20 protein-coding genes, 2 tRNA genes, 1 other RNA gene and 1 pseudogene are annotated in these 24,214 nt (G+C 66.4%); 17 read left to right on the forward strand and 7 right to left on the reverse strand.

The window, feature by feature from the left end:
- Nucleotides 1–80: 80 nt before the first annotated feature.
- Nucleotides 81–752, reverse strand: a complete 672-nt coding sequence (locus tag CJEDD_RS00580) for a hypothetical protein (RefSeq protein ID WP_273657562.1) — start codon at nt 750–752, stop codon at nt 81–83.
- A 34-nt stretch (nt 753–786) separates the two neighbouring features.
- On the opposite strand from CJEDD_RS00580, the gene CJEDD_RS00585 reads away from it, so the two are divergent.
- Nucleotides 787–3,525, forward strand: coding sequence for a DUF7507 domain-containing protein (locus CJEDD_RS00585; protein WP_042408579.1), 2,739 nt, complete (start codon nt 787–789; stop codon nt 3,523–3,525).
- A 299-nt stretch (nt 3,526–3,824) separates the two neighbouring features.
- The gene (locus CJEDD_RS00590) at nt 3,825–5,648 is read left to right on the forward strand and encodes a hypothetical protein (protein ID WP_157034508.1); all 1,824 of its coding nucleotides are present in this window, start codon (nt 3,825–3,827) and stop codon (nt 5,646–5,648) included.
- Between the two features lie 35 nt (nt 5,649–5,683).
- Here the strand turns inward: CJEDD_RS00590 and CJEDD_RS00595 are convergent, their stop codons facing one another.
- Nucleotides 5,684–6,625, reverse strand: coding sequence for a prephenate dehydrogenase (locus tag CJEDD_RS00595; RefSeq protein ID WP_420536349.1), 942 nt, complete (start codon nt 6,623–6,625; stop codon nt 5,684–5,686).
- Between the two features lie 122 nt (nt 6,626–6,747).
- On the opposite strand from CJEDD_RS00595, the gene CJEDD_RS00600 reads away from it, so the two are divergent.
- The 6 genes and pseudogenes from CJEDD_RS00600 to tgt all read left to right on the forward strand — a co-directional run bounded on the left by CJEDD_RS00600 (nt 6,748) and on the right by tgt (nt 11,825).
- Nucleotides 6,748–7,230 (forward strand): tRNA adenosine deaminase-associated protein, encoded by a 483-nt coding sequence (locus CJEDD_RS00600; protein WP_042408585.1) that lies wholly within the window; start codon nt 6,748–6,750, stop codon nt 7,228–7,230.
- Nucleotides 7,231–7,267: 37 nt separating this feature from the next.
- On the forward strand, nt 7,268–7,702 hold the full coding sequence (locus CJEDD_RS00605) for a nucleoside deaminase (RefSeq protein ID WP_042408597.1): 435 nt from the start codon (nt 7,268–7,270) through the stop codon (nt 7,700–7,702).
- Between the two features lie 143 nt (nt 7,703–7,845).
- Nucleotides 7,846–8,007 (forward strand): annotated as a pseudogene (locus CJEDD_RS00610) (CsbD family protein); the annotation flags it as partial.
- Nucleotides 8,008–8,045: 38 nt separating this feature from the next.
- A tRNA-Ser gene (locus CJEDD_RS00615) sits at nt 8,046–8,135 on the forward strand.
- A 61-nt stretch (nt 8,136–8,196) separates the two neighbouring features.
- Entirely contained in the window at nt 8,197–10,560 is a 2,364-nt protein-coding gene (locus CJEDD_RS00620) for an MMPL family transporter (protein WP_042408591.1), read from the forward strand.
- Nucleotides 10,557–11,825, forward strand: a complete 1,269-nt coding sequence (gene tgt / locus CJEDD_RS00625; RefSeq protein WP_042408594.1) for a tRNA guanosine(34) transglycosylase Tgt — start codon at nt 10,557–10,559, stop codon at nt 11,823–11,825. The genes CJEDD_RS00620 and tgt overlap by 4 nt, the downstream gene beginning before the upstream one ends.
- A gap of 262 nt (nt 11,826–12,087) precedes the next feature.
- On the opposite strand, the gene CJEDD_RS00630 is transcribed toward tgt, so the two are convergent.
- A complete protein-coding gene (locus CJEDD_RS00630) occupies nt 12,088–12,738 on the reverse strand; it encodes a queuosine precursor transporter (RefSeq protein WP_042410325.1) in 651 nt (216 codons plus the stop codon).
- A gap of 19 nt (nt 12,739–12,757) precedes the next feature.
- Between CJEDD_RS00630 and gluQRS the strand changes: the two genes are divergently transcribed.
- From gluQRS to CJEDD_RS00645, 3 genes are all read left to right on the forward strand, one after another.
- Entirely contained in the window at nt 12,758–13,681 is a 924-nt protein-coding gene (gene gluQRS, locus CJEDD_RS00635) for a tRNA glutamyl-Q(34) synthetase GluQRS (protein WP_042410328.1), read from the forward strand.
- Nucleotides 13,666–14,592, forward strand: coding sequence for a hypothetical protein (locus tag CJEDD_RS00640; RefSeq protein ID WP_042410327.1), 927 nt, complete (start codon nt 13,666–13,668; stop codon nt 14,590–14,592). The genes gluQRS and CJEDD_RS00640 overlap by 16 nt, the downstream gene beginning before the upstream one ends.
- Nucleotides 14,593–14,736: 144 nt before the next feature.
- Nucleotides 14,737–15,372 (forward strand): hypothetical protein, encoded by a 636-nt coding sequence (locus CJEDD_RS00645; RefSeq protein ID WP_273657564.1) that lies wholly within the window; start codon nt 14,737–14,739, stop codon nt 15,370–15,372.
- Here CJEDD_RS00645 and CJEDD_RS00650 read toward each other — a convergent pair.
- Complete coding sequence (locus tag CJEDD_RS00650) at nt 15,323–16,672, reverse strand: IS256 family transposase (protein WP_273657485.1); 1,350 nt, start codon at nt 16,670–16,672, stop codon at nt 15,323–15,325. The two genes, CJEDD_RS00645 and CJEDD_RS00650, sit on opposite strands and share 50 nt — an antisense overlap.
- Nucleotides 16,673–16,677: 5 nt before the next feature.
- Between CJEDD_RS00650 and CJEDD_RS00655 the strand changes: the two genes are divergently transcribed.
- The 4 genes from CJEDD_RS00655 to CJEDD_RS00670 all read left to right on the forward strand — a co-directional run bounded on the left by CJEDD_RS00655 (nt 16,678) and on the right by CJEDD_RS00670 (nt 20,117).
- Complete coding sequence (locus CJEDD_RS00655; protein ID WP_273657565.1) at nt 16,678–17,097, forward strand: hypothetical protein; 420 nt, start codon at nt 16,678–16,680, stop codon at nt 17,095–17,097.
- A gap of 23 nt (nt 17,098–17,120) precedes the next feature.
- Complete coding sequence (locus CJEDD_RS00660; protein ID WP_074432590.1) at nt 17,121–18,089, forward strand: DDE-type integrase/transposase/recombinase; 969 nt, start codon at nt 17,121–17,123, stop codon at nt 18,087–18,089.
- A gap of 94 nt (nt 18,090–18,183) precedes the next feature.
- On the forward strand, nt 18,184–19,101 hold the full coding sequence (locus CJEDD_RS00665; protein WP_042410540.1) for a hypothetical protein: 918 nt from the start codon (nt 18,184–18,186) through the stop codon (nt 19,099–19,101).
- Nucleotides 19,098–20,117, forward strand: a complete 1,020-nt coding sequence (locus CJEDD_RS00670) for an IS3 family transposase (protein ID WP_273657694.1) — start codon at nt 19,098–19,100, stop codon at nt 20,115–20,117. The genes CJEDD_RS00665 and CJEDD_RS00670 overlap by 4 nt, the downstream gene beginning before the upstream one ends.
- 113 nt (nt 20,118–20,230) lie before the next feature.
- On the opposite strand, the gene CJEDD_RS00675 is transcribed toward CJEDD_RS00670, so the two are convergent.
- From CJEDD_RS00675 to CJEDD_RS00685, 3 genes are all read right to left on the reverse strand, one after another.
- Nucleotides 20,231–21,940, reverse strand: coding sequence for an alkaline phosphatase D family protein (locus tag CJEDD_RS00675; RefSeq protein ID WP_042409539.1), 1,710 nt, complete (start codon nt 21,938–21,940; stop codon nt 20,231–20,233).
- Nucleotides 21,941–22,046: 106 nt separating this feature from the next.
- A complete protein-coding gene (locus tag CJEDD_RS00680) occupies nt 22,047–22,556 on the reverse strand; it encodes a ferritin (protein ID WP_042409541.1) in 510 nt (169 codons plus the stop codon).
- Nucleotides 22,557–22,616: 60 nt separating this feature from the next.
- Nucleotides 22,617–22,705, reverse strand: a tRNA-Ser gene (locus tag CJEDD_RS00685).
- Between the two features lie 111 nt (nt 22,706–22,816).
- On the opposite strand from CJEDD_RS00685, the gene ffs reads away from it, so the two are divergent.
- An RNA gene (gene ffs / locus CJEDD_RS00690) (signal recognition particle sRNA small type) lies at nt 22,817–22,912 on the forward strand.
- 20 nt (nt 22,913–22,932) lie between these two features.
- Nucleotides 22,933–24,204, forward strand: coding sequence for an aspartate aminotransferase type Ic (locus tag CJEDD_RS00695; protein WP_042409537.1), 1,272 nt, complete (start codon nt 22,933–22,935; stop codon nt 24,202–24,204).
- Nucleotides 24,205–24,214: the final 10 nt, after the last annotated feature.

Consider the following 24,214-nt stretch of genomic DNA (forward strand, 5'->3'; position numbering starts at 1 on the left):
ACTGGTGAGTACCGGGTTGAGGTGACTCCGGGGGAGGGGTACCTCGAGCCTAAGACGCGTTCTGTGACGGTGCGTGAGAATCAGGAGGCGTCACTTGATGACCTCACGCCTGAGCGTGAACCGACGCCGAAGCCGGCGACCACGACCACGGCGCCGAAGCCCACGCCGACGACGACTACGGCGAAGCCCACGCCGACGTCGACTACGGCGAAGCCCGCGCCGACGTCGACTACGGCGAAGCCCGTGCCGACGTCGACTACGGCGAAGCCCGCGCCGACGACGACTACGGCGAAGCCCACGCCGACGTCGACTACGGCGAAGCCCACGCCGACGTCGACTACGGCGAAGCCCGCGCCGACGTCGACTACGGCAAAGCCCACGCCGACGTCGACTACGGCAAAGCCCACCCCGACGTCGACTACGGCAAAGCCCACCCCGACGTCGACTACGGCAAAGCCCACCCCGACGTCGACTACGGCGAAGCCCGCGCCGACGTCGACTACGGCGAAGCCCGCGCCGACGTCGACTACGGCGAAGCCCACCCCGACGTCGACTACGGCAAAGCCCACCCCGACGTCGACTACGGCAAAGCCCACCCCGACGAAGCCGGCCACGCCGACCTCGACCACGACGAAGCCGGCCACGCCGACGAAGGCGACCACGCCGACGTCCACCACGAAGCCGACCACGCCGAAGCCGACGACCCCCAAGCCCACCCCGAAGCCGACCGGCTCCATCAAGGGTTCCGTCACGGACAACAACGGCACGCCGCTGCCGGGTTCGGCGGTGACCATCAAGGACGGTAAGGGCAACCAGGTGGGCAAGCCGGTTGTCACGGATAAGAACGGTGGGTTTACCGTTCCGAATCTGCCTGACGGTGATTACGTTGTGGTCGTCGATACGCCTGAGGGCTACAACAACCCGAAGCCGGTAGTTGTCCCGGTGAAGGGCGGAGAGCCGACGAATGCGTCGTTCAAGGCGGACAAGCCGGAGCTGACGCACGAGGACAAGACCGGCCGAGCGAAGCCGGGTTCGTTCCAGGGCTGGCTGGTGGATGACTCCGGCCGCCAGATCCCGGGCGCGAAGTTGAAGCTGGTGAAGAAGGGCGTGACCGACCCGTCGACGGGCAAGACCTTCGATTACGAGGTGCCGCTGACGGTCGACGCGGACGGGTTCTTTGTCACCCCGCCGATTGACTTCACCTACTTCCCGGAGGGCAAGGCCGACTTTGACCTCGTCATCGACCTGCCGAAGGGCTGGCCGGACAAGGACGTCACCGGCAAGCCGCTGAACCGCACCGTGACGGTCGAGTCTGACAAGTTCACAGACATCGGCGAGATTCGCGTTAAGGCACCGGAGACGCAGACCATCAAGGGCCGCGTCGACGACGGCAACGGCAAGGCCGTGCCGGGCACGGTGGTTGTGGTGACCGACCCGCGCGGCAACTCGAGCGTGATCCCGGTCAAGGACGACGGCACGTTCGAGATCCCGGATGCGATTCCGGGTGTGCACGAGATTGAGGTCCTCACCCCGGGCGACGGCCGCGATACGGATCCGATCAAGGTGCCGGTGCGCGCGGGCGAGGACGTCAAGCTGCCGGACATCCACCTGACCAAGGACGCGTCGCTGAAGCTGGAGAAGCGCGTCTGGTACCGCGACGCCAACGGCGTGGGCAAGGTCAAGGACGCCGACGGCAACGACGTCGACGATGTGATGACGCTGATCAAGGGCGAGAAGCTGCGCTACGACTTCTACGTCACCAACACCGGCAAGGACACGCTGACGGACATCACGCTGGATGACCCGGAGTTTGCCAAGCGCGGCGTGACCCCGAAGCTGGAGATGCCGGCGGGCTGGACGGCGACGCCGAAGAGCCTGAAGCCGGGTGAGAAGCTGCACTTCGTCGGTGAGATCGACGCGCCGGAGGACGCGTTCGACTTCAACAACGTGGCGACGGCCAACGGCAAGACCTCTGCCGGCAAGGCGGTCGGCTCCGCCCCGGACTCGGCGTACGCGAAGTTTGTCGACGGCTCGGTGGAGAAGAAGGTCAACGCCCGCTTCGCCTCCAACGCCGACGACCCGGTGAAGATGGCCGCGGACAACGCGCTCTCCTTCACCTACGAGGTGGAGAACACCGGTTCCGCGCCGATGGTGAACGTGAGCCTCGCTGACGTCGTCTACGAAGACGGGGTCGATGAGGAGAAGTGCATCCCCGTGAAGGTTGGGGAGAAGCGGGACGGTGCCCAGTGCTACCAGCTTGACGTGAAACAGCCGGAGGGCTTCAACGGCACGCTGCTGCCGGGCCAGAAGGTGATCTTCACCGCCGACATCCCCGAGGGCCTCAAGCCGGGCGCGAAGCACCACGACGCCGCCGAGGCGCGCGGCGAGCTGCCCAAGCGTCCGAATCGCGGCACGCAGTTCGACGGCGAGCCGGACTACGGCGAGGACCCGTCGTCGGAGCTGATCATCTCCCCGCGCGACAACATCAAGGGCAACGCGCACATCATCGTCGATGAGGGCGCGCCGCTGGCCCAGGACGTGTACGCGGTGGCGTGGAACGACAAGAACGGCAACGCGAAGCAGGATCCGGGCGAGGGCGTAAGCGGCCTCGAGATCACGCTCGTGCCTACCGACGGCCGCCCGGCCGTCAAGGGCGAGTCCAACGAGGACGGCAACGTCCGCTTCGAGTCGGCGCCGTACGGCGAGTACTACTTCGAGATCAAGAACCCGGGCAACCTGCGGCTTGCGGACCCGGCGGACCCGAACCAGAACTCGTTCGAGGCCGGCACGACCCTGAAGAGCAAGACGTTCGAGGTCGGCGCCGAGGAGCGCCGGATCAGCCTCAAGCTGCTCACCCCGTCGCAGGCTGATGAGGGCGGCGCCATCATCGGCGGCAACGGCACCGCCACCGACAAGCCCGCGACCGACGTGGCGCAGGCGGAGGACGGCAGCTCGCTGGGCAAGTGCCTGGCCACCGCCTCCTCCGTGAATAACCCGGTGGCGTGGCTCGTGCCGCTCGGCCTGCTCGCCGCGGTCATGGGTGGTATCGGCATGCGCTACGAGGACGAGCTCAACGCTGCCGCCGCGCAGGCGAACGAGGCCGTGCGCCGTATGATGCCGAACGTGAACCTGGACATCAACTTCCAGCAGCCGGAGTGGGTCACCGAGGCGCAGGCGAAGTGGCAGGCCCAGATCAACCAGGTCAACGCGCAGCTGGCCGAGATCAACCCGGCTGCCCCGGCGGCCGCCGCGGGCGTGGGCATCCTCGCCATCGCCGGCCTGCTCACCGGCCTGTTCTACGCGAGCTGCCAGCTCGGCTGGAACGAGCCGTCCGCGGATGGCAGCTCCTCCTCCTCGTCCAAGAAGGGCGAGGCCGAGGCCACCGGCACCGAGGCGACCGAGACCGCCACGACGAAGGAGAAGCGCTCCATCTTCGGCGGCTCCTCGAAGCGCGACCGCGGCGCGAAGGAGTCCGAGGCTGCGGAGACCAAGGCGACGGAGACCAAGGCGACGGAAGCTAAGTAACCCGCCCCGCAACAACCCGCCCGGCGCCAAACACGGCGCCGCGGCGGGTTTCGCCGTTCCCGGGTGGCGCACCGCGGTGTGAGTTCAACCCCTGCTGCGCTGCTTCCTGCCCCTCCTGCCCACTTGACGTCTTATATGCGCTGACGTCTTATTTCGCGCTGGGGCAAATAGGACCTCAGCTCGTGGCGGCCGACCCCGCAGCGATGTCTCCGAATGTATTGAGAAAGTCATAGGAGCCGTATACATTCGTAGGTGCTTTTGGGGGCGCACACGCGCTTTTTCACGTTCGAGAGGTAATCATGGCTGCAAATTCCAAGGTCAACCGCATGGTCGGGCTTGCGCTCGCCGCTACCGTCGCGGGCTCGCTCACGATGGTCCCGGCGGCGTCCGCGCAGACGCCGACGACCACGCACGCGCCGGTGGTTGACACGCCGTCTTCGAATAGCCCCGCGTCGAGCGCTGCGGAGACCACGCCGTCTACCAGCCACGCCCCCTCCTCGGCGCCGGCGACGTCGGCGGTTACGCCGTCGACAAGCGTGAAGGCCCCTGTTGAGGGCAACGGCACGGGCACCGCGGACGCCCGCTACGCCTCGAACGGCTGGACCTACACCGCGCTCGCGAGCAACCCCAAGAACCAGCGCGTGTACGCCATTTCCGAGGCGCGCGACGGCTACCCCGCCGGCCACCTGCTGCGCATCGCGCCGTCGTCGGGCCTCGTCGCGGACCTCGGCGAAATCGAGCTGCCCGGCGGCGACGCGACGTCGATCACCTCCGCGGCGTTCACCTCCGCGGGGACGCTCGTGCTTTTCGACGGCCAACGGGTCCACACCCTCGACCTCAGCGACGACGCCGCCGGCGAGGGCATGCCCGACCTCGACTTCACCACGAAGAAGCTCGAGCTCACCGACCTTGACAGCGCCGGCACGCCACGCGCCTGGGCCGCGGTGCCGGGCAAGGACAACGAGCTTGTCGCGGTGTCGGTGAAGGGGAAGGACGCCTCCGTCTGGACGCTGAACGTGGACGGCAAGGCCGCCACCGCCAAGCCGAAGAAGGCGGAGGTTGCGGCAGGCACGAAGCTCGCTGAGCTCGGAGCGCTGGATTACGCGTACAACGAGGAGGGTGGCGCCACCGTCTTCAGCGACGGCACGGGCCGCGGCCTCAAGCTGGAGAGCGGCAAGGTCTCCGCCGAGGAGCGCCGCCTCGTGGACAACTACGCGGGCGTCGCCGGCCTGGCGCTCGGCTCGCCGTACAAGGTGGTGACCCAGACCGCGGCGCCGTCCTCCTCTGCGGAGGCGACCCCGTCCAGCACTGCCCCGTCCTCCGCTCCGTCAACGACCACGCCGGCTCAGTCCTCCGAGCCGGCGGCGTCCGCGACCACGACCGCCCCGGTGACCACCCCGGCGAAGGAATCCGACATCGTGTCCATGCGCGTGCGCGTGATCACCGAGGACAAGAAGACCGTCCAGGACGCCTCGTTCAAGGTTGTCGGCGGCAAGGTCATCGGCTTCACGGACGCGGACGGCTACGCCGACATCGACATCATCCCGGACAACCCGGGCGTGAACCGCTTCGAGCTCTCCCTCGACGAGGCTCCGGCGGGCTACCTCAACCAGCGCGCACTGGTGGGCCGCGGCACCGACGAGGTCCTGTTCGAGCTCAAGCGTGACCCGAAGGTCACGCCGACGTCCTCGCTGAACCGCCCGCAGGAGATCCTCCAGGTGATCAACCAGGCCAAGCCGGTGGTCTCCTCCGCGCTGCTGCCGGTTGCCGCGATCGCCGGCGCCGCGGGCGCGGGTTCGAAGCCGTTCGGCGGCACGAAGATCTCCACGACGTCGAAGACTTCCACGTCCACCACCACGTCCGGCGTGTCCACCGGCCGCTCCACCAGCGCCACCTCGACCGCGCGCGTCGTGGCCCGCTCCGGCGGTTCCACCGCGACGGCCCGCGTTGTCTCCAACGGCAGCACCACCCGCGCGACGATCGTGGACGACGATGACGACGAGCGCGATGAGGATCTCGCCGAGACCGGTACCCCGATGCGCGGCGTGATCGCGCTGGGCATCCTGGCCATGCTGCTCGGCGGCGTGTACATCGCGCTGGGCCGCCGCCGCGACAACGCGTAGTAGCGCAGCGGCGCCCGAGCAGCCCCAGCAGCCCCCTAGAACACCTCGACGCGCCCGCCGAGCGACTCGATCTGCTCGAGCTGGTGCACCCATCCCGGGGCGCCCGGGTGCACGCGCATGACGGGGCGCGAGGAGATCTTCACCGGGGAGACGGACTCGCGGCGCGCGCCGTGGCGGGCCGCCATGCGCAGGTGGGCGCGGTGGCCGGACTCGGCGAGGGCCTGCATGGAGGGGGGAGTGGAGTCGAGGGAGGCGCGAGCGTCGGTAAGCAGGGCGATGAACTCGTCGAGCACCGGCACGAGCGAGGCGGCGTTGGTCTCGCACATGTTGCGCACGAGCTCGGGCTCCGTGCTGGCCACGCGCGTGGCGCCGCGGAACGAGCCGGCGGAGAGGGACTGCGCGAGGGTGCCGCCGCGGTCGCCGACGAGCGCGAGCGCCTCCGCGATCACGTGGGGCAGGTGGGAGACGCGGGCGACGGCTTCGTCGTGGCGGGCCACGGAGACGGGCACCGCCTCGGCGCCGACGACGCGGGCGAGCGTGCACACCGTCGTAAAGAGTGCGGCCCAGTCCCGGTCTGTCGGCGCTTCGCGGGCGTAGTCGAAGGTCACCGCCCACGCCGCCCCGGCGAACAGCCCCTCCTGCGAGGCGGTCCAGCCAGAGAACTCGGTGCCAGCCATCGGGTGCCCGCCGACGTAGCGCGCTGCCAGGCCGCGCTCCACGACGAGGTCGTAGACGGGCTGCTTCACCGAGACCACGTCCGTCACCCAGCACGAGGGCGCGAGCTCGGCCACCTGGTCGAGGACGGAGGCCGCCGCACGCATCGGCACGGCGACCACGACCAACGCGCGGTCGGCCTCGGCGCGGCGCAGCACCTCCTCGACGGAGTCGCACACGTCGAAGCCGTCGCGGCGGGCGGCCCGCGCCCCGTGCAGGGTGCAGCCGTACACCCGCTCGCCGCGCGCGTGGAGGTCGCGCATGAGGGAGCCGCCGATGAGTCCGAGGCCGACGATGCACACTGGGGGCAGTTGAGGCGTAGTCACGCGCACAACTCTAGTGACACGCCCGCGCCCGCGGACTACGCTTCCAAACCATGAGCGCCATGAGCCAGGACTACCCGGACGGATACGCCGTCACCGTCGCGCAGGCGGACGGCGCGTGGCTCGTGCGCGAGTTCGACGACGACTTCACGGACCTGGCCACCTCCGTCGGCGCGGTCCGCGCCCTGCGCGCGGAGGGTGCGGCGTTCGCGCTGCTCAACGTCGAGGACGACTACCTCGTGGTCGTGCGCCCCGGCCCGTCGCAGACGCGGGTGCTCATCTCCGACGCCACGATGGCCGTGGACGACGACTTCGCCGCCGACATCCTCGACGAGGCGGACATCGACATCCCCGACATCGACCCGGACGAGCTCGACAACGTCGACGCCTGGGCGGACGGGGACTTCGCCATCTTCGCGGACCTTGGCCTGTCCGAGGAGCGGTTGAGCATTTTGCTTGACGACGACGCCGATCCGGCCGACCTCGCCCAAACCATCGCCGACGAGCTGGGCTTCGGCGACGAGCTCGCCGACACCGTTGGCTGAGTCGGTCAGCGCCCCGGCCCGCCGCGCGGAGGCCCGCATGCGCGAGGCGATGGCGGTGGCGGCGCGGACGCCGGCCGGGGACGTCCCGGTCGGCGCCGTCGTGTTCGATGCTGCGGGGAACGTGGTGGGCAGGGGCGTGAACCGTCGAGAAGCGAACTGCGACCCCACCGCCCACGCCGAGGTGGAGGCGATCCGCGACGCCGCGCGGACGCTGGGGACGTGGCGCCTCGACGGCTGCGAGCTCGTGGTCACGCTGGAACCGTGCACGATGTGCGCGGGGGCGATCCTCGGCGCGCGGGTGTCCTCGCTGGTCTTCGGCGCGTGGGAGCCGAAGACGGGGGCGGTCGGCTCGGTGCTCGACGCGATCCGCGAGCCGCGCCACCTCCACGCCCCGGAGGTGCGCGGGGGCGTGCTCGAGGCCGAAACTGTCCGGATGCTGGGGGAGTTCTTTGAAGGTGTGAGGAGTAACTGAATCGTTACCCACGGCCCCCGGGGAAGCACCTACACTGGGCGGACGCAAGCGATACACCAACGAAAAGGAGAATGATTATGGGTTTCGAAGACAAGGCAGAGCAGTTCAAGGGCCAGGCCAAGGAGGCGCTCGGCAGCGCCACCGATAACGAGTCCCTCACCAACGAGGGCAAGGCCGACCAGCTCAAGGGTGGCGTCAAGGAGAAGCTCTCCGAGGCTGGCGAGGCCATCAAGGACAAGGCCAACGAGGTCGCCGCGAAGCTCGAGGACAAGCGCGACGCGGCTGAGGCTGAGGGCGACCGCTAATTTGGTTTCTCGGCCACGCTGCCGTTAACCTAGTCGGCGGTAGCGTGTCCGAGCGGCCGAAGGTGCTCGCCTCGAAAGCGAGTGTGGTGTCAAAACCACCGCGGGTTCAAATCCCGCCGCTACCGCCAATGTGATTGAGCCCCCGGCAACGGGGGCTTTTTCCGTACGACGAGAGGGAAACGTTTTTTCGTGGCGAAGCTGCTGTACAAGCTCGGACGCTGGTCTTACCTGCACAAGTGGCGGGTGATCGTCGCGTGGCTGCTCCTGCTCGGCGCGGCCGCGGCGGCGGCGTTGAGCCTCATGCGGCCGTTCACCTCCGAGTTCGCCATCGAGGGCACCCCGGCTATCGACGCCCTCACGGCCGTCGAGGAGAACTTCCCCGACGCCGGCAACGTCGCCACCGCCCCGAGCGTCAACGTGGTCTTCGCCGCGCCCGAGGGGCAGCGCCTGGACACGCCCGAGTACATGGCCGCGGTGGACGCCACGGTCAACTACATCCACGACCACCTCGGGGTGGACGGCCAGCGCTTCGGCAACCCCGTCACGGTGAACCGGGACTTGCAGGCGTCCGTCATCGAGCAGATGACGGATATGGGCATGCCCGCAGAGAGCGCGAAGGCGGACGCCCACAACCTGCGCACCCTCAGCGACGACGGGCGCATCGGCTACACCACTTTCGACTTCAACGCCGAATCCTCGATGTCCGTCGAGCAGGCGGATCGCGACGTGGTCACCCAGGCGATGCAGCTCGGCCGCGACGCCGGGCTTGAGGTGGAGGCCGGCGGCGCCGGGTTCGGCGACCCGATCGCCGTGAAGACCACGTCTGAGATGGTGGGCCTCGGCGTCGCGTTCGTCGTGCTGGTGGTCACGTTTGGGTCGCTGGCGGCGTCGATAATCCCGCTCCTCTCCGCCGTGGTGGGGGTGGGCATCGGCGCGCTGCTCGTGCTGCTCACCACGCACTGGGTGGACCTCAACAACGTCACCCCGGTGCTCGCGGTGATGATCGGCCTCGCCGTGGGCATCGACTACGCCCTGTTCATCCTCTCGCGCTTCCGGCAGGAATCCCGCACGCTGCCGCCCGACCAGGCGGCCGGCATGGCCGTGGGCACGGCGGGCTCCTCGGTGGTGTTCGCCGGCACGACCGTGTTCACGGCGCTTGTGGCGCTCGCGCTCGCGCGCATCGAGTTCCTCACCTGGATGGGCTTCGCCGCCGCGGCGACGGTGCTCATCGCGGTGCTCGTCGCGCTCACGCTCGTGCCGGCGCTGCTCGGCGCGTGGGGGTCGAAGGCGTTCGCGGGCAAGGTGCCGGGCGTGGCGGGCAACCCCGGGCCGGGGAAGCGCCCGGGCAAGGACCTCGACCAGAACTCGATGGGGCGGCGCTGGGTGCGTGTCGTAGAGAAGGTCCCCGGGCTGGTCATGGCCGTGGTCGTGCTCGGCCTCGGCGCGCTCACCCTGCCGGTGCTCGACCTGGAGATGGCGCTGCCGTCCGATTCCACCTCGAACCACGACACCACGCAGCGCAAGTCCGCCGACCTCATGGCGGAAGGTTTCGGGCCCGGCGTCAACGCGCCGCTGCTGCTCGTGGTGGACGCGCACACCGTGAACCCGGGCGCGGAGATCCTCCAGCCGTACATGTCCGCGATCCCGGACAGCGCGGGCGGCGACGCGGAGAAGGCGGCGCTCGCGAGCTTCCTCTATGCGGTGGGGCAGGTCGGCTCCGTCAACGGCATCGCGCACGCGCAGCTCATCGGCGCGAACGACGACCTCACCGCCGCCCAGATTCTGGCCACCCCGGAAGGCGGCCCGGAGGAGGAATACACCCTCGACGTCGCGCACGGCGTGCGGGAGGTCACCCGCCAGGTGGAGGACGCCACCGGTACCGACATCGGGCTGACCGGCCTCACCGCCGTGCAGATGGACATCACGGAGGAGCTCGCCAACGCCATGCCGCTCTACCTCACCATCGTGGTGGGGCTGGCGATCGTGCTGCTCATGATCGTGTTCCGCTCCATCATGGTGCCGCTCGTGGCGGGCCTGGGCTTCCTGCTCTCCGTCGGCGCGGCGTTCGGCGTGACGGTGCTCGTGTTCCAGGAGGGCCTGTTCGGGCTCGTGAACACGCCCGCCCCGATCCTGTCGTTCCTGCCCATCTTCATGATCGGGGTGACGTTCGGCCTCGCCATGGACTACCAGGTGTTCCTGGTCACGAGGATGAGGGAGGCGTATTTGCGCCGAAAGGACGTCGATACGCAACGCGCCGTTCACGAATCCACCATCGACGGTTTCGCGCAGGGCGCGCGCGTGGTCACCGCCGCCGCCGTGATTATGATTGCGGTGTTCATCGCGTTTTTGGACCAGCCGCTGCCGTTCATCCAGATCTTCGGCTTCGCGCTCGGCGTGGCGGTGCTGTTCGACGCGTTCTTCGTGCGCATGTCGCTCGTGCCGGCGACCATGTTCATCCTCGGGCGCGCGACGTGGTGGATGCCGAAGTGGCTGGACAGGCTGCTGCCGGAAGTTGACGTCGAGGGCACCGAATTGGAAGGGGAGCACGCATGACGGACCTGAGCTTTGAGGACCTGAGCTTTGAGGCGCGCACACAGCTCGAACCCGCGCCGGGCCGCCACGGGCGCACCGGCGTCATCCACACCCCGCACGGGGACATCCAGACCCCGGCGTTCATCCCGGTAGCCACGAAGGCGACGGTGAAAACGCTCACGCCCGAGCAGATCCGCGAGACCGGCGCGCAGGCGATCCTGTCCAACGCGTACCACCTCTACCTCCAGCCCGGCGCCGACATCGTCGACGAGGCCGGGGGCGTGGCCGCCTTCGAGAACTGGCACGGGCCCACCTACACCGACTCCGGCGGGTTCCAGGTGATGAGCCTCGGCGTCGGCTTCAAGAAAGTCCTGGCCATGGACACCGCCGGGCTCACCGAGTCCGACATCCGCGCCGCGAACAAAGACCGCATGGCGCGCGTGGACGACGACGGCGTGGACTTCAAAAGCGTCATCGACGGCTCCTCCCACCGCTTCACGCCCGAGGTGTCCATGCAGATCCAGCACCAGCTGGGCGCCGACATCATGTTCGCCTTCGACGAGCTGACCACGCTCGTGGACACCCGCGCCTACCAGGAACATTCCGTCGAGCGCACGCGCCGCTGGGCTCGCCGGTGCTTGGTAGAGCATGATCGCTTAACGACGCTTCGTTCCGCCAAACCCCGCCAATCCCTCTGGGGCGTGGTCCAGGGTGCCCAGTACGAGGACCTGCGACGCCGTGCCGTTCGCGGCCTGCTGGACCTGGACCGCGAGGCGCGCGACGAGGGCCGACGCGGCTTCGGCGGCTTCGGCATCGGCGGGGCGTTGGAGAAGGAAAACCTGGGCACGATCGTCGGCTGGGTCACCGACGAGCTGCCCGTGTCCATGCCGCGGCACCTGCTGGGCATCTCCGAGCCCGACGACATCTTTACCGCCGTCGAGGCCGGCGCCGACACCTTCGACTGCGTCGCCCCGACCCGCCTGGGCCGCCGCGGTGGCGTGTACACCCTCGACGGGCGGCTCAACCTCGCCGGCGCCCGGTTCAAGCGCGACTTTTCCGGCGTGGACGAGGAGTTCGGGGGCTACGTCTCCTCCAACTACTCCCGCGCGTACATCCACCACCTGCTCAAGGCGAAGGAGTACCTGGCCGGGACGCTGTGCACGATGCACAACCTGGAGTTCATGATCCGGCTGGTGGACAACATCCGCGCCGCCATCGACGCCGGCGACTACGAGGCCTACCGCGACGAGTTCCTCGGCCGCTACTACGCCGGGGCGCGCGGGTAGGGGTTGCGGGGGCTGGGGTTGTTCGCGGGGTTGTTCGCGGGGTTGTTCGCGGCCGTTTTCACCCCGCGGCCGTTCTCACGCCCGCCGTTCCCGCCGTTTTCACCAGTTTCCAGCTGGTAAGACCCAGCTTTTCGCCCTCTGGGGCCGATTGGCTGGGTCTTTGTAGCTGGATCTGCGTGTGGCGGGCCCCAGCGGGCCGGACTCGGCGTCGCCGAACACCGCCGAACCGCCGAACCGCCAACCCCGCCGCAACGCCACACCCCTACGCCGCGCCCACCCGCTCCTCGGCCCGGCGCACCGCGGCGATGGTCGGGTAGGTGATGGGTAGCAGCACGACCTCCATGAGCGTCTTCCAGAGGAACCCGACCACGACGTAGTTCACAAACGCGCCGGCGGAGTCGATGCCGATCACGCCCGCGGCGATGGAGCAGAACAGCAGGGTGTCCGCGAACTCGCCGACCACGGTCGACCCGATGAGCCGCGCCCACAGCCTGCCCGTGCCGAAGCGGTCCTTCATGCGCTGCAGCACCCACGCGTTGAGCAGCTGCCCGGCGAGGTACCCGCTCAGCGACGCCACCACCACGCGCGGGAGCAGCCCGAGTACGGAGGCGAACTCGTCCTGCCCGTCGTAGAAGTCGGCGCCCGGCAGCCAGATCGCGATGTAGAACGACAGCACCGCCAGCACCGCGACGCCGAAGCCGGTGAACACGGCGCGGCGGGCGGCGTCGAAGCCGTAGACCTCCGCGAGCACGTCGCCGATGACGTAGGCGAGGGGGAAGAGGAAGAACGCGCCGTCGGTGATCAGCGGCCCGAGCGCGACGCCCTTCTGCGCCGTGATGTTCGAGATGAGAAACACCGCGCAGAACACGGCGACGAGGTAGGGGTACGGGGAGCGGGAGACGCGCGGTGACATGCGCTCTATCATGGCACAAATGTCTACGTTTCTAGCGCCCGCCGGCCGGTACGCGCCGAGCCCGAGCGGGGATCTCCACTTCGGTAACCTGCGCACGGCGGTGCTCGCCTGGCTGTTCGCCCGCCAGACGGGCCGCCACTTCTACCTGCGCGTGGAGGACATTGATTCGGAGCGTTCCAGCGCGGAGTCGGCGCAGCGTCAGATCGCGGACCTCGAGGCGCTCGGCCTCGACTTCGACCCGCCGGTGCTCTACCAGCACGAACGCGGCACCGCGTACGCCCAGGCGCTCGACCAGCTGGACACGTACGAGTGCTACTGCACGCGCCGCGACATCCGCGAGGCGGCGTCCGCACCCCACGCGCAGCCGGGCATGTACCCGGGCACCTGCCGCGATCTCACCGAGAAGCAGCGTGCGTTACGACGCTCCGAGCTCGCCGCGCAAGGCCGCCTCCCGGCGATTCGGCTGCGCGCGCACGCGACGGAGTGGACGGTGCAGGACTACTACCGCGGCGAGTTCACCGGGCCGGTGGACGACGTGATCCTGAAACGCGGCGGGCGCACCGACCAGGCGCAGGCGGGGGATTGGGCGTACAACCTGGCGGTGGTGGTCGACGACGGGTACCAGGGCGTGGACCAGGTCGTGCGTGGCGACGACCTGTTGGCATCGGCGCCCGCGCAGGCCTACCTTGCGGACCAACTCGGGCTGGTCCAGCCTATTTATATTCATGTGCCGTTGGTGGTGGGGCCGGAGGGACGTCGGTTAGCAAAGCGCGATGGGGCGGTGACCCTCCGTGAATTATTGGCTGAGCAAACGGCGGGGGAGGTTGTGGCGGATATCGCCGGATCGCTGGGTTACGCAGGTGTTTCGAGTGTCGCAGAGTTACTCGAGAGGTTCGATCCGTCGCTCCTGTCACACGATCCGTGGATGTGGACACATCACTGAAAAACGACAACACGCTGAGCTACACGGTGTCCCCGTCCAAGAAGGACGCGGTGGATATCAAGGGCACCGACACGGTGCTCGATGTGACGGATCTGGCCGTCACTAATCCGAAGGCCGTCAACGTCAGGGCGGGCCAGACCAACGGTAAGTCGGTGACCGCCAAGCTGGGCGTCGACTCGAACAGCGACCGGCAGCTGTGGGCGTGGGAAATCCCGGCCCCCTCCACGAAGGCCAACGAGCAGTCGCGCATCACCCCCGTCGTCGACGCGGAGGTCGCGCCGTGGACGATTGAGAACGACAACTGCCTGCCGCTTGTGCCGTCCGCGACCACGTCCAAGCCGATCATCGCCGACGGCACCGAGTACTCCACGGGGATCACCGTCGCCAACGCGGAGAAGGACTACCAGCGTCTTACGGGTACTGTTTCCATCGGCGGGAAGACCATCAAGGACGCGAAGGTGCGTGTCGACGCCTCCGGCAAGGTCTACGTCACCCTGCCCAAGGGCGCGACCGGCGCGGTGGACAACGACAAGCCGGTGAAGGTCGACGTGGAGCTGTCTGCCCAGCCGCGCGAAGCGACGAAGGACTCGCGCTACGAGGCTTACAACCAGCCGCAGGTCCTGCGCGTCGCGCAAGACAACGGCACGGTCACCGGAGAGTCCCCGAAGTTCAGCGGCGAGGTCCCGGTGGCGAAGTTCGCGCCCGAGTACAACGAGCCGAACACCGTCCGCCTGGGCAAGTCCACCACCGTCGCGGGCATCATGGCCGCGCTGTGCAAGGACGGCGAGCTGCCGGAGTGGGCGACGAAGGCTGAGGGCTCGTCCTCGCTGACCGGCTCGTCCAAGAAGGACAAGGCCGCCACGACGTCGACCGCGGCGACCACCACCGCGGCGCCGAAGAGCGAGGCGTAACCCCCGCCCGCACCCACAAGGCCCAGCCCGCCCCGCGCGGCTGGGCCTTTTGGCGTCTGTTGCCGCCGCCCGCGTTGTAAAAATCCACACAAAGCCCTCTCTGTCAGGCTGGTTGTGAACAACGATCCGTAGGAGGTTTTGTTCATGACTTTGCTCGATGTTCCAGTGTTGATCCCGGAGCCGGACGCGCTGTCCGAGGCAGCTTCGGTCGGTGGTCAACAGGTTCGAAGCGGTCGCCTGCCCAGGCGGAGGCTTTGTGCTGATGATGTGTTGTCCCTTGCTGTGACGGTGCTGTCTCCTGGCGAGGTCCTCGACGAGGATGACCTGGTCATGCCGCAGGCTGGCGCGGTTGTGTTTAGAGCGTGTGAGCCGTATTCGCGGGGGTTGGATTTTACTGCCACTCAGAAGCGGCAGATGGTCACGATCTATCGCCAGTTGCCCTACGGGGCGAAAGGTATCTGGCTTGATCGCCATGGGCTGTATGGAGTCAAGATCTTTCGGTGGGGCCAACAGCTTGGGCTTTTGACCTGCGCGCAGCAAAAAGCAGCGTCGGTCGGCGACGAGGAACTACCAGCGGTGCTTGACGCTGCGGCGGTGACGTCGCTGGCGCAGCGCTACCTTGCACTTCCTTACGGTGAAAAGGAGGCGTTTTTAGCCAAGCATGATCTGTGCCACCGGACAGTGCTGCGGTGGGCGAGAGTGTCCGATTCTTTGTGTGCGGGGGTTTGGTTTACAAGTAGTCCGCGAATCGGTCGGGGTAAGCCACGGCTAGTTGGTTGATGGCTTGTTTCCACCCGGTGGCTTTCGCTCCTTCAATATAGCCGTTGCATTCAATCTCGCGCTTCGCTTTCCTCGCTCGCTGGGCGGCGCGCTTGTCTTCGATGTTGCAGATCATCAGCCACAGCGTTTTCAGCGCCGCAGTATCGTTCGGGAATTGGCCCCGGTTACGGGTAGCTTTACGCAATTCAGCATTGAGCGACTCGATCGAATTCGTGGTGTAGAGCACCCGTCGTGCCGCCGGCGGGAACTGCAGAAACGGCACGAACCGCTCCCACGCATCACGCCAAACTTTGACCGACTGCGGGTATTTCCGGCCGAGTTCACTGGTCTCGAACGCATCCAGGCTGGCACGTGCGGTGTCTTCGTTGGCGGCCGTGTAGACCTCACGCAGCGCACGGGAAACTCCCTTGCGGTCCTGATACGACACCCACCGGTTCGCAGCCCGAATCAGGTGCACAATGCAGGTCTGCACCATCGAATTCGGCCAGGTTGCCTCGACAGCTTCCGGCAAGCCTTTGAGTCCGTCGCAGCACACGATGAACACGTCCTGGACACCGCGGTTGGCCAGATCCGCGCACACCGATGCCCAGAATGCAGCGCCTTCATTGTCCGCGATCCACAATCCCAGGATGTGCTTGATGCCGTCCATGTCGACACCAACCGCCATGTAGCAAGCCTTGTTGACCACGCGGTGGCCATCACGGATCTTCACGCGCAGCGCGTCGAGGAAGATCACCGGGTAAAACTCATCGAGCTGACGGTTCTGCCAGATCATGACCTCTTCCAAGACCGCATCGGTAATGGTGCTGATCGTATCCGGGCTCATATCCACCCCAAGGGTGGTCGCTAAATGGTGCTGAATATCGCGCACGGTCATCCCGCCGGCGTACAGCGAGACGATCATGTCGTCGAGCTCTGTGAGTCGGCGTGCACCTTTCGGCACCATCCGGGGAGTAAACGTGCCGGCACGATCCCTGGGCACAGTCACTTCCACCGGGCCGTAGCCAGAATCGACGGTCTTGGTGTACGACCCGTTGCGGTGATTGCTGCCCCGCCCGGTTTCCACCTGGGCTTTCGCCTTGCGGTCGGAATGGCCGTAACCCAAATGCGCATCCATCTCCGCCTGCAAACCAGCGTTGATCGATGCCTGCAGCAAGCCTTTGACCAGCTCGCTTGCATCATCAGCCGAGGTCGACAGTTCACTGATCAAACTGGCGAGCTCAGGATTTTCCATCAGCTTCTCGCTGATCTCGTTGACCCTCGCCGGGTCATGGTTCTTCTTCGGTGACACCGTAGTCATTATCGGTGAAACTCCTTCTCAATCAGAGCCTCACACACAAACTTCCTGACACCCTCCGGTGGGCCACCATGGTTGCAGACGGATCGATCGCGCATTACACGCATACACGAAAGGCAGGAACAGTGGGAAAACACACCTCCGATGACCTTACGCAGTCACGGCGCCAGGTTGAGGCGATGATTCGAGAAAACGACCGGTTGAAAAAAGAACTCGCCAAAGCCAACCGCAAACTCACCCGGCAAGAACAAGAACTGGATAAATGGGTCAAAACCAGTGATGTGTTGGGAAAAGCTTTAGCGTCCATGCCCGATCTTCCTGGCGTGGACTACGACGCGGAGGAAAACGCCTATCCGAAGACGAAACGCGACGCTATGAAGCTGGTCGACAAGAAGAACAACGACTCATCGACGCACTTGTCGGATTAGGCCACTCCACAACCCGGGCGTGTGTGTTGCTGAGAGTCAGCCGCAGCCGGATCTACTACGAATCCAACCCACGGCCGAAAACCGCCAACCCGATTGCCCACCACGAACGCAACATCCCCCGGCTCACACAAGAACACATCGACCAGATCCTCGCCCAGCTGGACGCCAATCCGCAGTCCAGCGTGGACGATGTGTTCTACAACGCCTACAACCACGGCGCTTACATCGCCAGTTTGAGCAGTTTCTACCGCATCGCCCGCAAGCACAACAGACTGTTGAAACACCGCAACTGCACAAGCACCAAACGCAGGTCGAAACGCGGCAACAACCAGCCACCACATGTCGTCGCTACTGCACCAGCACAAGTGCTGTGCTGGGACATCACATTCCTGCCCGGCCCGTTCGTCAACGAAACCTACGCCTGCCACACCATTATCGACCTGTACTCACGCGCCGTGATTGGCACGCTGGTCACCCACCGCGAAGACGCGCGCGGTGTATCCAAACTCTTCGACGACATCTTGACGCGCTACCCCACAGTGCAAACCGTGCACTCCGACAACGGGGCAGCTATGCGAAGCAACGCCTTAAAGCGTGTGTTCGCCAAACACGACGTCACCGCATCGTTTAGTCGGCCGGCCATCAGCAACGACAACCCCCAAATGGAATCGCTGTTTCACACCATGAAGGGATTTGCGTACTACCCGAAAGTCTTCGCCGACATCGACGCCGCCACCCAATGGGTAGCCCGGTTTACCAGGCACTACAACAACCGGCCCCACAGCGGCATCAACGGCTACACCCCGCAAAGCGTGCTCGACGGCACCTGGAGACAATACGAAACCAACCGCATCAACGCAGCACGCGCCGCACTCGAAGCCGGACTCATCACCGCTATGCCAAAAACACCGACCGGACTACCCAAGGAGGTCACCATCATCCGCACAACCACCAAAACCCGCCCACAGCCACCCACACTTACCGTCGCCTAAACCAGAAACTGTTCACAACCACTTGACACAAAGCGAAGCGACGCCCCTTAGTGTCAGGGTGGTTGTGAACGACGAACCGTAGGAGGTTTTGTTCATGACCGATTCGCAGTTGCCTCAGTTGGTGCCGTCGACGTTGACGTCGCCACCGGTTGCTGAAGCCCCGGTGGTTGCCCGAAAGGTCAAGCCTAAGACGTCGCGCGAGGAGGTCGAGGAGATCTTGTCGCAGCCGCCGCGTGTGCTGGCGGCGGGGGAAGTACTCGATGAGGAGACGTTGGCGTCGCTTGAGGCTGTGGCGTTCGTGTTCTCCCCGTACCGCGTGACTGGCCTTGGAAAGTGGTTTCATCCAGCGCAGCAGCGGCAGATGATCACGATTTACAACCTGTTGCCGCATGGCACGAAAGGCCCGTGGTGCGCCCGGCAGGGAATCGAGTATCCCCATATCGGGCGGTGGGCCCGCGCATTGCAGAAGTCGAAAACTATTGACGACGGCGTTGACGGCGTCGAGCGCGCCAAACACATGGTTGATGCTGCCTACCTGGGCAGACCGAGTGCGGAGTACATCCGTGAGGTGGTCGTCGAGTACGGGTTAGTGCCGCATGGCCAGAAAGAAGCCTGGTTGGTGGCGCATGGACTTGCTGGTCACACCGTGCGACGCTGGACAGCAATGGTGGCTGACGGTGACCTGCCAACACGCACAAGACCAAGGAGGATTGGAACGTTGACGATGGATGAATGCGCCGAAATTCAGCAGCTGCGCAAGGAAATTTCCGCGCTGACGCAGGACAAACGCAAGATCGAACTCGATGCCAAACGCCGTGAAGAAGCAATGCAGCGTGCCTTAGATAAGGCGACGGAAAGGGCAGAGCGGGCTGAGCTGGCCACTGATGTGTTGGGAAAAGCTTTAGCGACCATGCCAGGAGCACCTGGCGTGGACTCAAACGCGGAGGAAAAGTCCTCACCGACGCCCAACAACGCCTCTACGAGCAAGGCCGGCAAGCAGAAGAAACGCTGATCAACCAGCTCGTTTCCGTCGGCTACTCCAAAACGAAGGCGATGGGCATCATCGGTGCCTCGCGCAGCCGGGTCTTCTACGAAACCAATCCGCGCCCACGCACCGACAACCCGATCCCGCATCACCAACGCCGGATCAACCGGCTGTCTGATGCCACAGTCACAGACATAGTGGAGCTGCTGGACGACAATCCGCATTGCGGGGTGGACCAGGTGTTTTACGCCGCGTTGAACAACGGGACCTACCTGGCGAGCCTGCGCAGCTTCTACCGGGTGGCTAAAGCCCACGGCAAACTGCTGCACCAACGCCACAACACCAAAGCCAGACAAGCCAAACGCCGCCGCGACGCCACACCGCCGCATGTGCACGCCACCGCCCCCGGGCAGGTACTGTGCTGGGATATCACGTTTTTGCCTGGCCAATACTACGGACAGACCTTCGCGTTGCACATGGTGATCGATCTGTACTCGCGCGCCATCGTCGGGTTCGTCGTCGCAGAACGAGAAAACAGCCAGCTTGCAGCAGCGATGTTCGCCGACATCTTCACCCGTTTTCCAAATGTGCACACTGTCCACTCCGACAACGGCGCTGCCATGACCAGCAAACGACTCGGCAAACTGTTTGCCGAACATGGTGTGGCCCGCTCATTGAACCGGCCGCACACCAGCAACGACAACCCGCACACCGAGTCGGTGTTCCACACCCTAAAGACTAGGACCTACTACCCGAAAACCTTCACCACGCTGGGCGAAGCAAACACCTGGGTCAGCGCTTGGGTGCCGGTCTACAACGCCACCCCACACAGCGGGATCAACTACTACCCACCACAAGCAGTCCTCGACGGCACCTGGAGCGAACTGCAACGCAAACGAGAAGAAGGGATGCGAAACGCGCTAAGCAAAGGCACCATCACACAACTACCGGACACCAAAGCTGGCACAGGCCTCCCGGCAGAAGTCAGCATCATCCGCACCACCACCCAAACCGCCCCAACCCCACAACCCATCACGATCTAACACCCAAACCCGTTCACAACCACTTGACACAAAGCGCGCCCCGATGCGGCCAGTAGCGACCTGGGGTTTTCCGGGGGCGGGTGTGGATTTTTACAAAACGGATGGCCCTAGCGCTACGACGCGAACCCGTCGCCCCTGCGCCACGCCAGCACCGGGCCCGGGCGCACGGGCGAGACGGGGGCGAGGATGTTGTCGACGCGCCGCCACTCCATCGACACCTCGTTGGGGGTGAACGTGACGGCGGTGTAGCCGTGGGTGTCCAGGGCGACGTGGTGGAGGCTCGGGTTCGCTGCGTAGAGGTAGCGGCCGGCGGCGCCGAAGAGTCGGCTGCCGGTGCCGATGCCGGTGGACTCCGACACGTTCGGCGCGGTGATGGAGGAGCAGACGATCTCACAGCCGATCTGCTTGCCGTTGTGCATGATGGTGTGCGCCCACTCGGAGTGGATGTCGCCGGTGAGGAAGACGGGCTGCTTGCCCAGACGGCCGAGGGTGTTGATGAGGCGGCGGCGCTCGAAGTCGTAGCCGTCCCACTGGTCGCCGTTGAGGGGCATCTCGTTGAGCTGCGGCACCGGCGCTTTCGAGGTGAGGATGTTCGCGCTCAGCGCCTCCGCGACGGGGCGGGTGGCGGGGTTGTTGAAGACGGCGCCGACGTGCAGCGGCGAGAACATCACCGAGTTGCCCAGCGCGCTCCACGTCGCGGTGGAGCGCTCGAGGGTCTGCGTGAGCCAGTCGTACTGCTCCGAGCCGAGCATGGTGCGCGCGTCGCCGGGCTGGCGGGAGCCGCCCTTCCAGAACTCGACGTCGCGGTAGGTGCGCAGATCCATCATCGTCAGCTCGACGAGGTCGCCGAACGTGAATGAGCGGTAGATGTGGCCCTGCTCCGAGGTCTGGGACAGGCGCACGGGCATCCACTCGTAGTAGGCGCGCATGGCGGCGTCGCGGCGGGCGTGGAAGTCGCCCTCGTACGGCTGGTGGTTGGCGGCGCCGTCGCGCCAGTTGTTGTTCGCGATCTCGTGGTCGTCCCACACCACCACCCACGGCATGGCGGCGTGGGCGTCCTGCAGCGCCGGGTCGGTGCGGTAGCGGCCGTAGCGGGTGCGGTAGTCGGCGAGGCTGAGGGTCTCGTGGGCGGGCTGGTGGAGGCGCACCGGCCCGCGGCCCGCGTACTCGTACTGGGCGTACTCGTAGATGTAGTCGCCGAGGAAGACGGTGAGGTCGAGTTCGCCCGCCCAGCCGCGTCGCGCCATGTCGGCGTAGGCGGAGAAGAACCCGGACTCCCAGTTGGCGCAGGAGGCGACGGCCCAGCGCTGCGCCACGACGTGCCCCACCGGCGCGGTCTTCGTCCGCCCGAGCGGGGAGACCGCGCCGTGGTGCGGCCCGCCCACGACGGTGAAGCGGTAGTAGTAGACGGTGTCCGCGTCGAGCCCCGCCACCTCGACGTGCACCGTGTGGTCCTGCTCGGCACGGCTGGTCGCCTCGCCCTGCGCGACGATGTCGCTCAGCTCGGCGTCGCGCGCGACGCACCAGTGCAGTTGCGTATCGACGCCACCTCCGGACCCAGGCACCGCAAACTCGTCCGGCGTCACGCGCGTCCACAGCACCACCGCGTCCGGCAGCGGGTCGCCCGAGGCCACGCCGTGGACGAAGGGCAGCGGGGGCAGCTCCATCTCCACGAACGTCGGCGTCGTGTCCACCGAGCTCTGGGACTGCGCGCTGGGCACGACGGCGGCCGCGCCCATCGCGCTCGAGGCGACAGCCGCAGTGCGCAGAAACCCGCGGCGCGAGAACTGGCGGCGGGTGGGCTGGCGCTCGGAGCTGGTCACACGCGCATTTTCGGCCCGCCGTTACCGTTTCGCGACCGGGGGAGGGGGATGTCGCGGGAATTTCGCTGCGATTTCGCGAGCTGTTTAACGCCAGTTCGCGCGGTGTTTACTCTGCCGCGGCGGGGTTGGGGACGGGTCGGCCGGCCAGGCGGGCGTCGATACGCAAAAGCCCCGAACCGTCCGCGCCGACGAGCTCGAGCTGGTCCACGATCTCGCCGACGGTGGACTCCTCCTCGATCTGCTCGTTGAGGAACCAGTTGAGCAGCGGGCGCGACTCGAGGTCGCCGACCTCGTCGGCGAGGCGGGTGATGGTGCGGATCTGCTCAGAGACCTTCTTCTCGTGCTCGAGCGCGGCTTTGAACGCCTCGAGCGGGCCGGCGATCTTCGGCGCGTCGATCTCGATGGGGTGCGGGCACACGCGCTCGCCACGGTCGATGAGGTGTTTGGCGAACTTCAGGGCGTGCTCGCACTCCTCGGCGGCCTGGGCGGCGAACCATTCGCAGAGGCCGGGGAAGGAGAGCGCGTCCATCTCGTTGGCCAGGTGGCGGTAGATGTAGGCCGCCGCGTACTCCTCGGTGACCTGCTGGTTGATGGCGGTGTAGAGCTGTTCGTTGATCATGCTCCGCGATTATAGATTATAAACGATGAAGCCGACACCCCGCGGGGCGCCGGCTTGTGGCGGAGGATGTGGGATTTGAACCCACGAGGGTCGTGAAACCCGCACGCGTTCCAGGCGTGTGACATAGGCCGCTAGTCGAATCCTCCAGCGACACTCGAAAGTGTCTTGGGACATGGTAGACCACCCCGGCCCCCGCACCAAAATTGCAGATGAGGCGGGCAGGTTGTGTGGCGGCGAGGCTGCCAGCTACAGTAGCGGGCAGGATCCCACGCGGTGTTATCTTGTGAACTCCCCCAGGGCGGGAACGCAGCAAGGGTCAGCGAGCTCTGGCAGGTGCGTGGGGTCCCTTATTTGTGCCGGTACGATGGTGGGCATGTCACTCAAGGACCTCGACCAAGCCCAGTTCGACGCCCTCGCGCAGGAGACGCGCCAGCGTTACGACGAACTCAAGGCCCGCGACCTCAACCTCGACCTCACGCGTGGCAAACCGTCGAGCGAGCAGCTCGACCTGTCCAACGCGCTGCTCGCGCTGCCGGGGGAGGACGACTACACCGACGCCACCGGCGCGGACGTGCGCAACTACGGCAACCTCGCCGGCATCGCCGACATCCGCGAGCTGTGGGGCGCGGCGCTGGGCCTCGACCCGGCGAACGTGATCGCGGGCGACTCCTCGAGCCTAAACATCATGTTCGACCTCATTTCCTACGCCTACATCTGGGGCACGAACGACTCGCCGCGCCCGTGGAAGGACGAGGAGCGCGTGAAGTGGATCTGCCCGGTGCCGGGCTACGACCGCCACTTTGCCATCACCGAGCACTTCGGCTTCGAGATGGTGCAGGTGCCCATGACGCCGGACGGGCCGGACGTGGACGCCGTCGCCGAGCTGGTAAAGGACCCGCAGGTCAAGGGCATGTGGACGGTGCCGATTTTCGGTAACCCGACGGGGATCACGTTCTCGCCGGAGGTCGTCGAGAAGCTGGCTGCGATGGAGACCGCCGCCGAGGACTTCCGCATCGTGTGGGACAACGCGTACGCGATCCACACCCTCACCGACGAGTTCCCCGCGAACCCGAACGTGCTGGACATCGCCGCGCGCAACGGCCACCCGAACCGGTTCTGGTACATGTCGTCGACCTCGAAGATCACGCTCGCGGGCGCGGGCGTGGCGTTCTTCGCGTCGTCGAAGGAGAACCTCGCGTGGTACTCCTCCCACGCCTCCATCCGCGGGATCGGCCCGAACAAGGTCAACCAGCTCGCCCACGCGCGCTTCTTCGGCGACGTCGACGGGCTGCACACCCACATGCGCAAGCACGCGGCGTCGCTCGCGCCGAAGTTCGAGGCCGTCATCGGCATCCTCGAGGAGCGCCTCGGCGGTTACGGCGTCGCCGAGTGGACCAAGCCGAAGGGCGGCTACTTCATCTCCCTCGACGTCACCGACGGCTCCGCCACCCGCGTATGGGAGCTGGCGAAGGACGCCGGCATCACGCTGACGAAGGCGGGCGCGTCGTTCCCGCACGGCGTCGACGAGACGGACACGAACATTCGCCTCGCGCCGTCGCTGCCGCCGCTCGACGAGGTGCGCACCGCCATGGACGGCGTGGCCACCTGCGTGCTGCTCGCGTGCGTGGACGCCGCGCAGCGGTAGGCCCCGTCGG

The organism is Corynebacterium jeddahense, assembly GCF_028609865.1.
In the GTDB taxonomy this organism is placed as follows: Bacteria; Actinomycetota; Actinomycetes; order Mycobacteriales; family Mycobacteriaceae; genus Corynebacterium; species Corynebacterium jeddahense.

Excerpts from the sequence above, each read along its gene's own strand:
- CJEDD_RS00590 (WP_157034508.1), top strand. The coding sequence starts at position 3,825 with ATGGCTGCAAATTCCAAGGTCAACCGCATGGTCGGGCTTGCGCTCGCC.
- CJEDD_RS00595 (WP_420536349.1), bottom strand. The coding sequence starts at position 6,625 with ATGCGCGACCTCCACGCGCGCGGCGAGCGGGTGTACGGCTGCACCCTG.
- CJEDD_RS00600 (WP_042408585.1), top strand. The coding sequence starts at position 6,748 with ATGAGCCAGGACTACCCGGACGGATACGCCGTCACCGTCGCGCAGGCG.
- CJEDD_RS00605 (WP_042408597.1), top strand. The coding sequence starts at position 7,268 with ATGCGCGAGGCGATGGCGGTGGCGGCGCGGACGCCGGCCGGGGACGTC.
- tgt (WP_042408594.1), top strand. The coding sequence starts at position 10,557 with ATGACGGACCTGAGCTTTGAGGACCTGAGCTTTGAGGCGCGCACACAG.
- CJEDD_RS00630 (WP_042410325.1), bottom strand. The coding sequence starts at position 12,738 with ATGTCACCGCGCGTCTCCCGCTCCCCGTACCCCTACCTCGTCGCCGTG.
- gluQRS (WP_042410328.1), top strand. The coding sequence starts at position 12,758 with ATGTCTACGTTTCTAGCGCCCGCCGGCCGGTACGCGCCGAGCCCGAGC.
- CJEDD_RS00645 (WP_273657564.1), top strand. The coding sequence starts at position 14,737 with ATGACTTTGCTCGATGTTCCAGTGTTGATCCCGGAGCCGGACGCGCTG.
- CJEDD_RS00650 (WP_273657485.1), bottom strand. The coding sequence starts at position 16,672 with ATGACTACGGTGTCACCGAAGAAGAACCATGACCCGGCGAGGGTCAAC.
- CJEDD_RS00665 (WP_042410540.1), top strand. The coding sequence starts at position 18,184 with ATGACCGATTCGCAGTTGCCTCAGTTGGTGCCGTCGACGTTGACGTCG.
- CJEDD_RS00695 (WP_042409537.1), top strand. The coding sequence starts at position 22,933 with ATGTCACTCAAGGACCTCGACCAAGCCCAGTTCGACGCCCTCGCGCAG.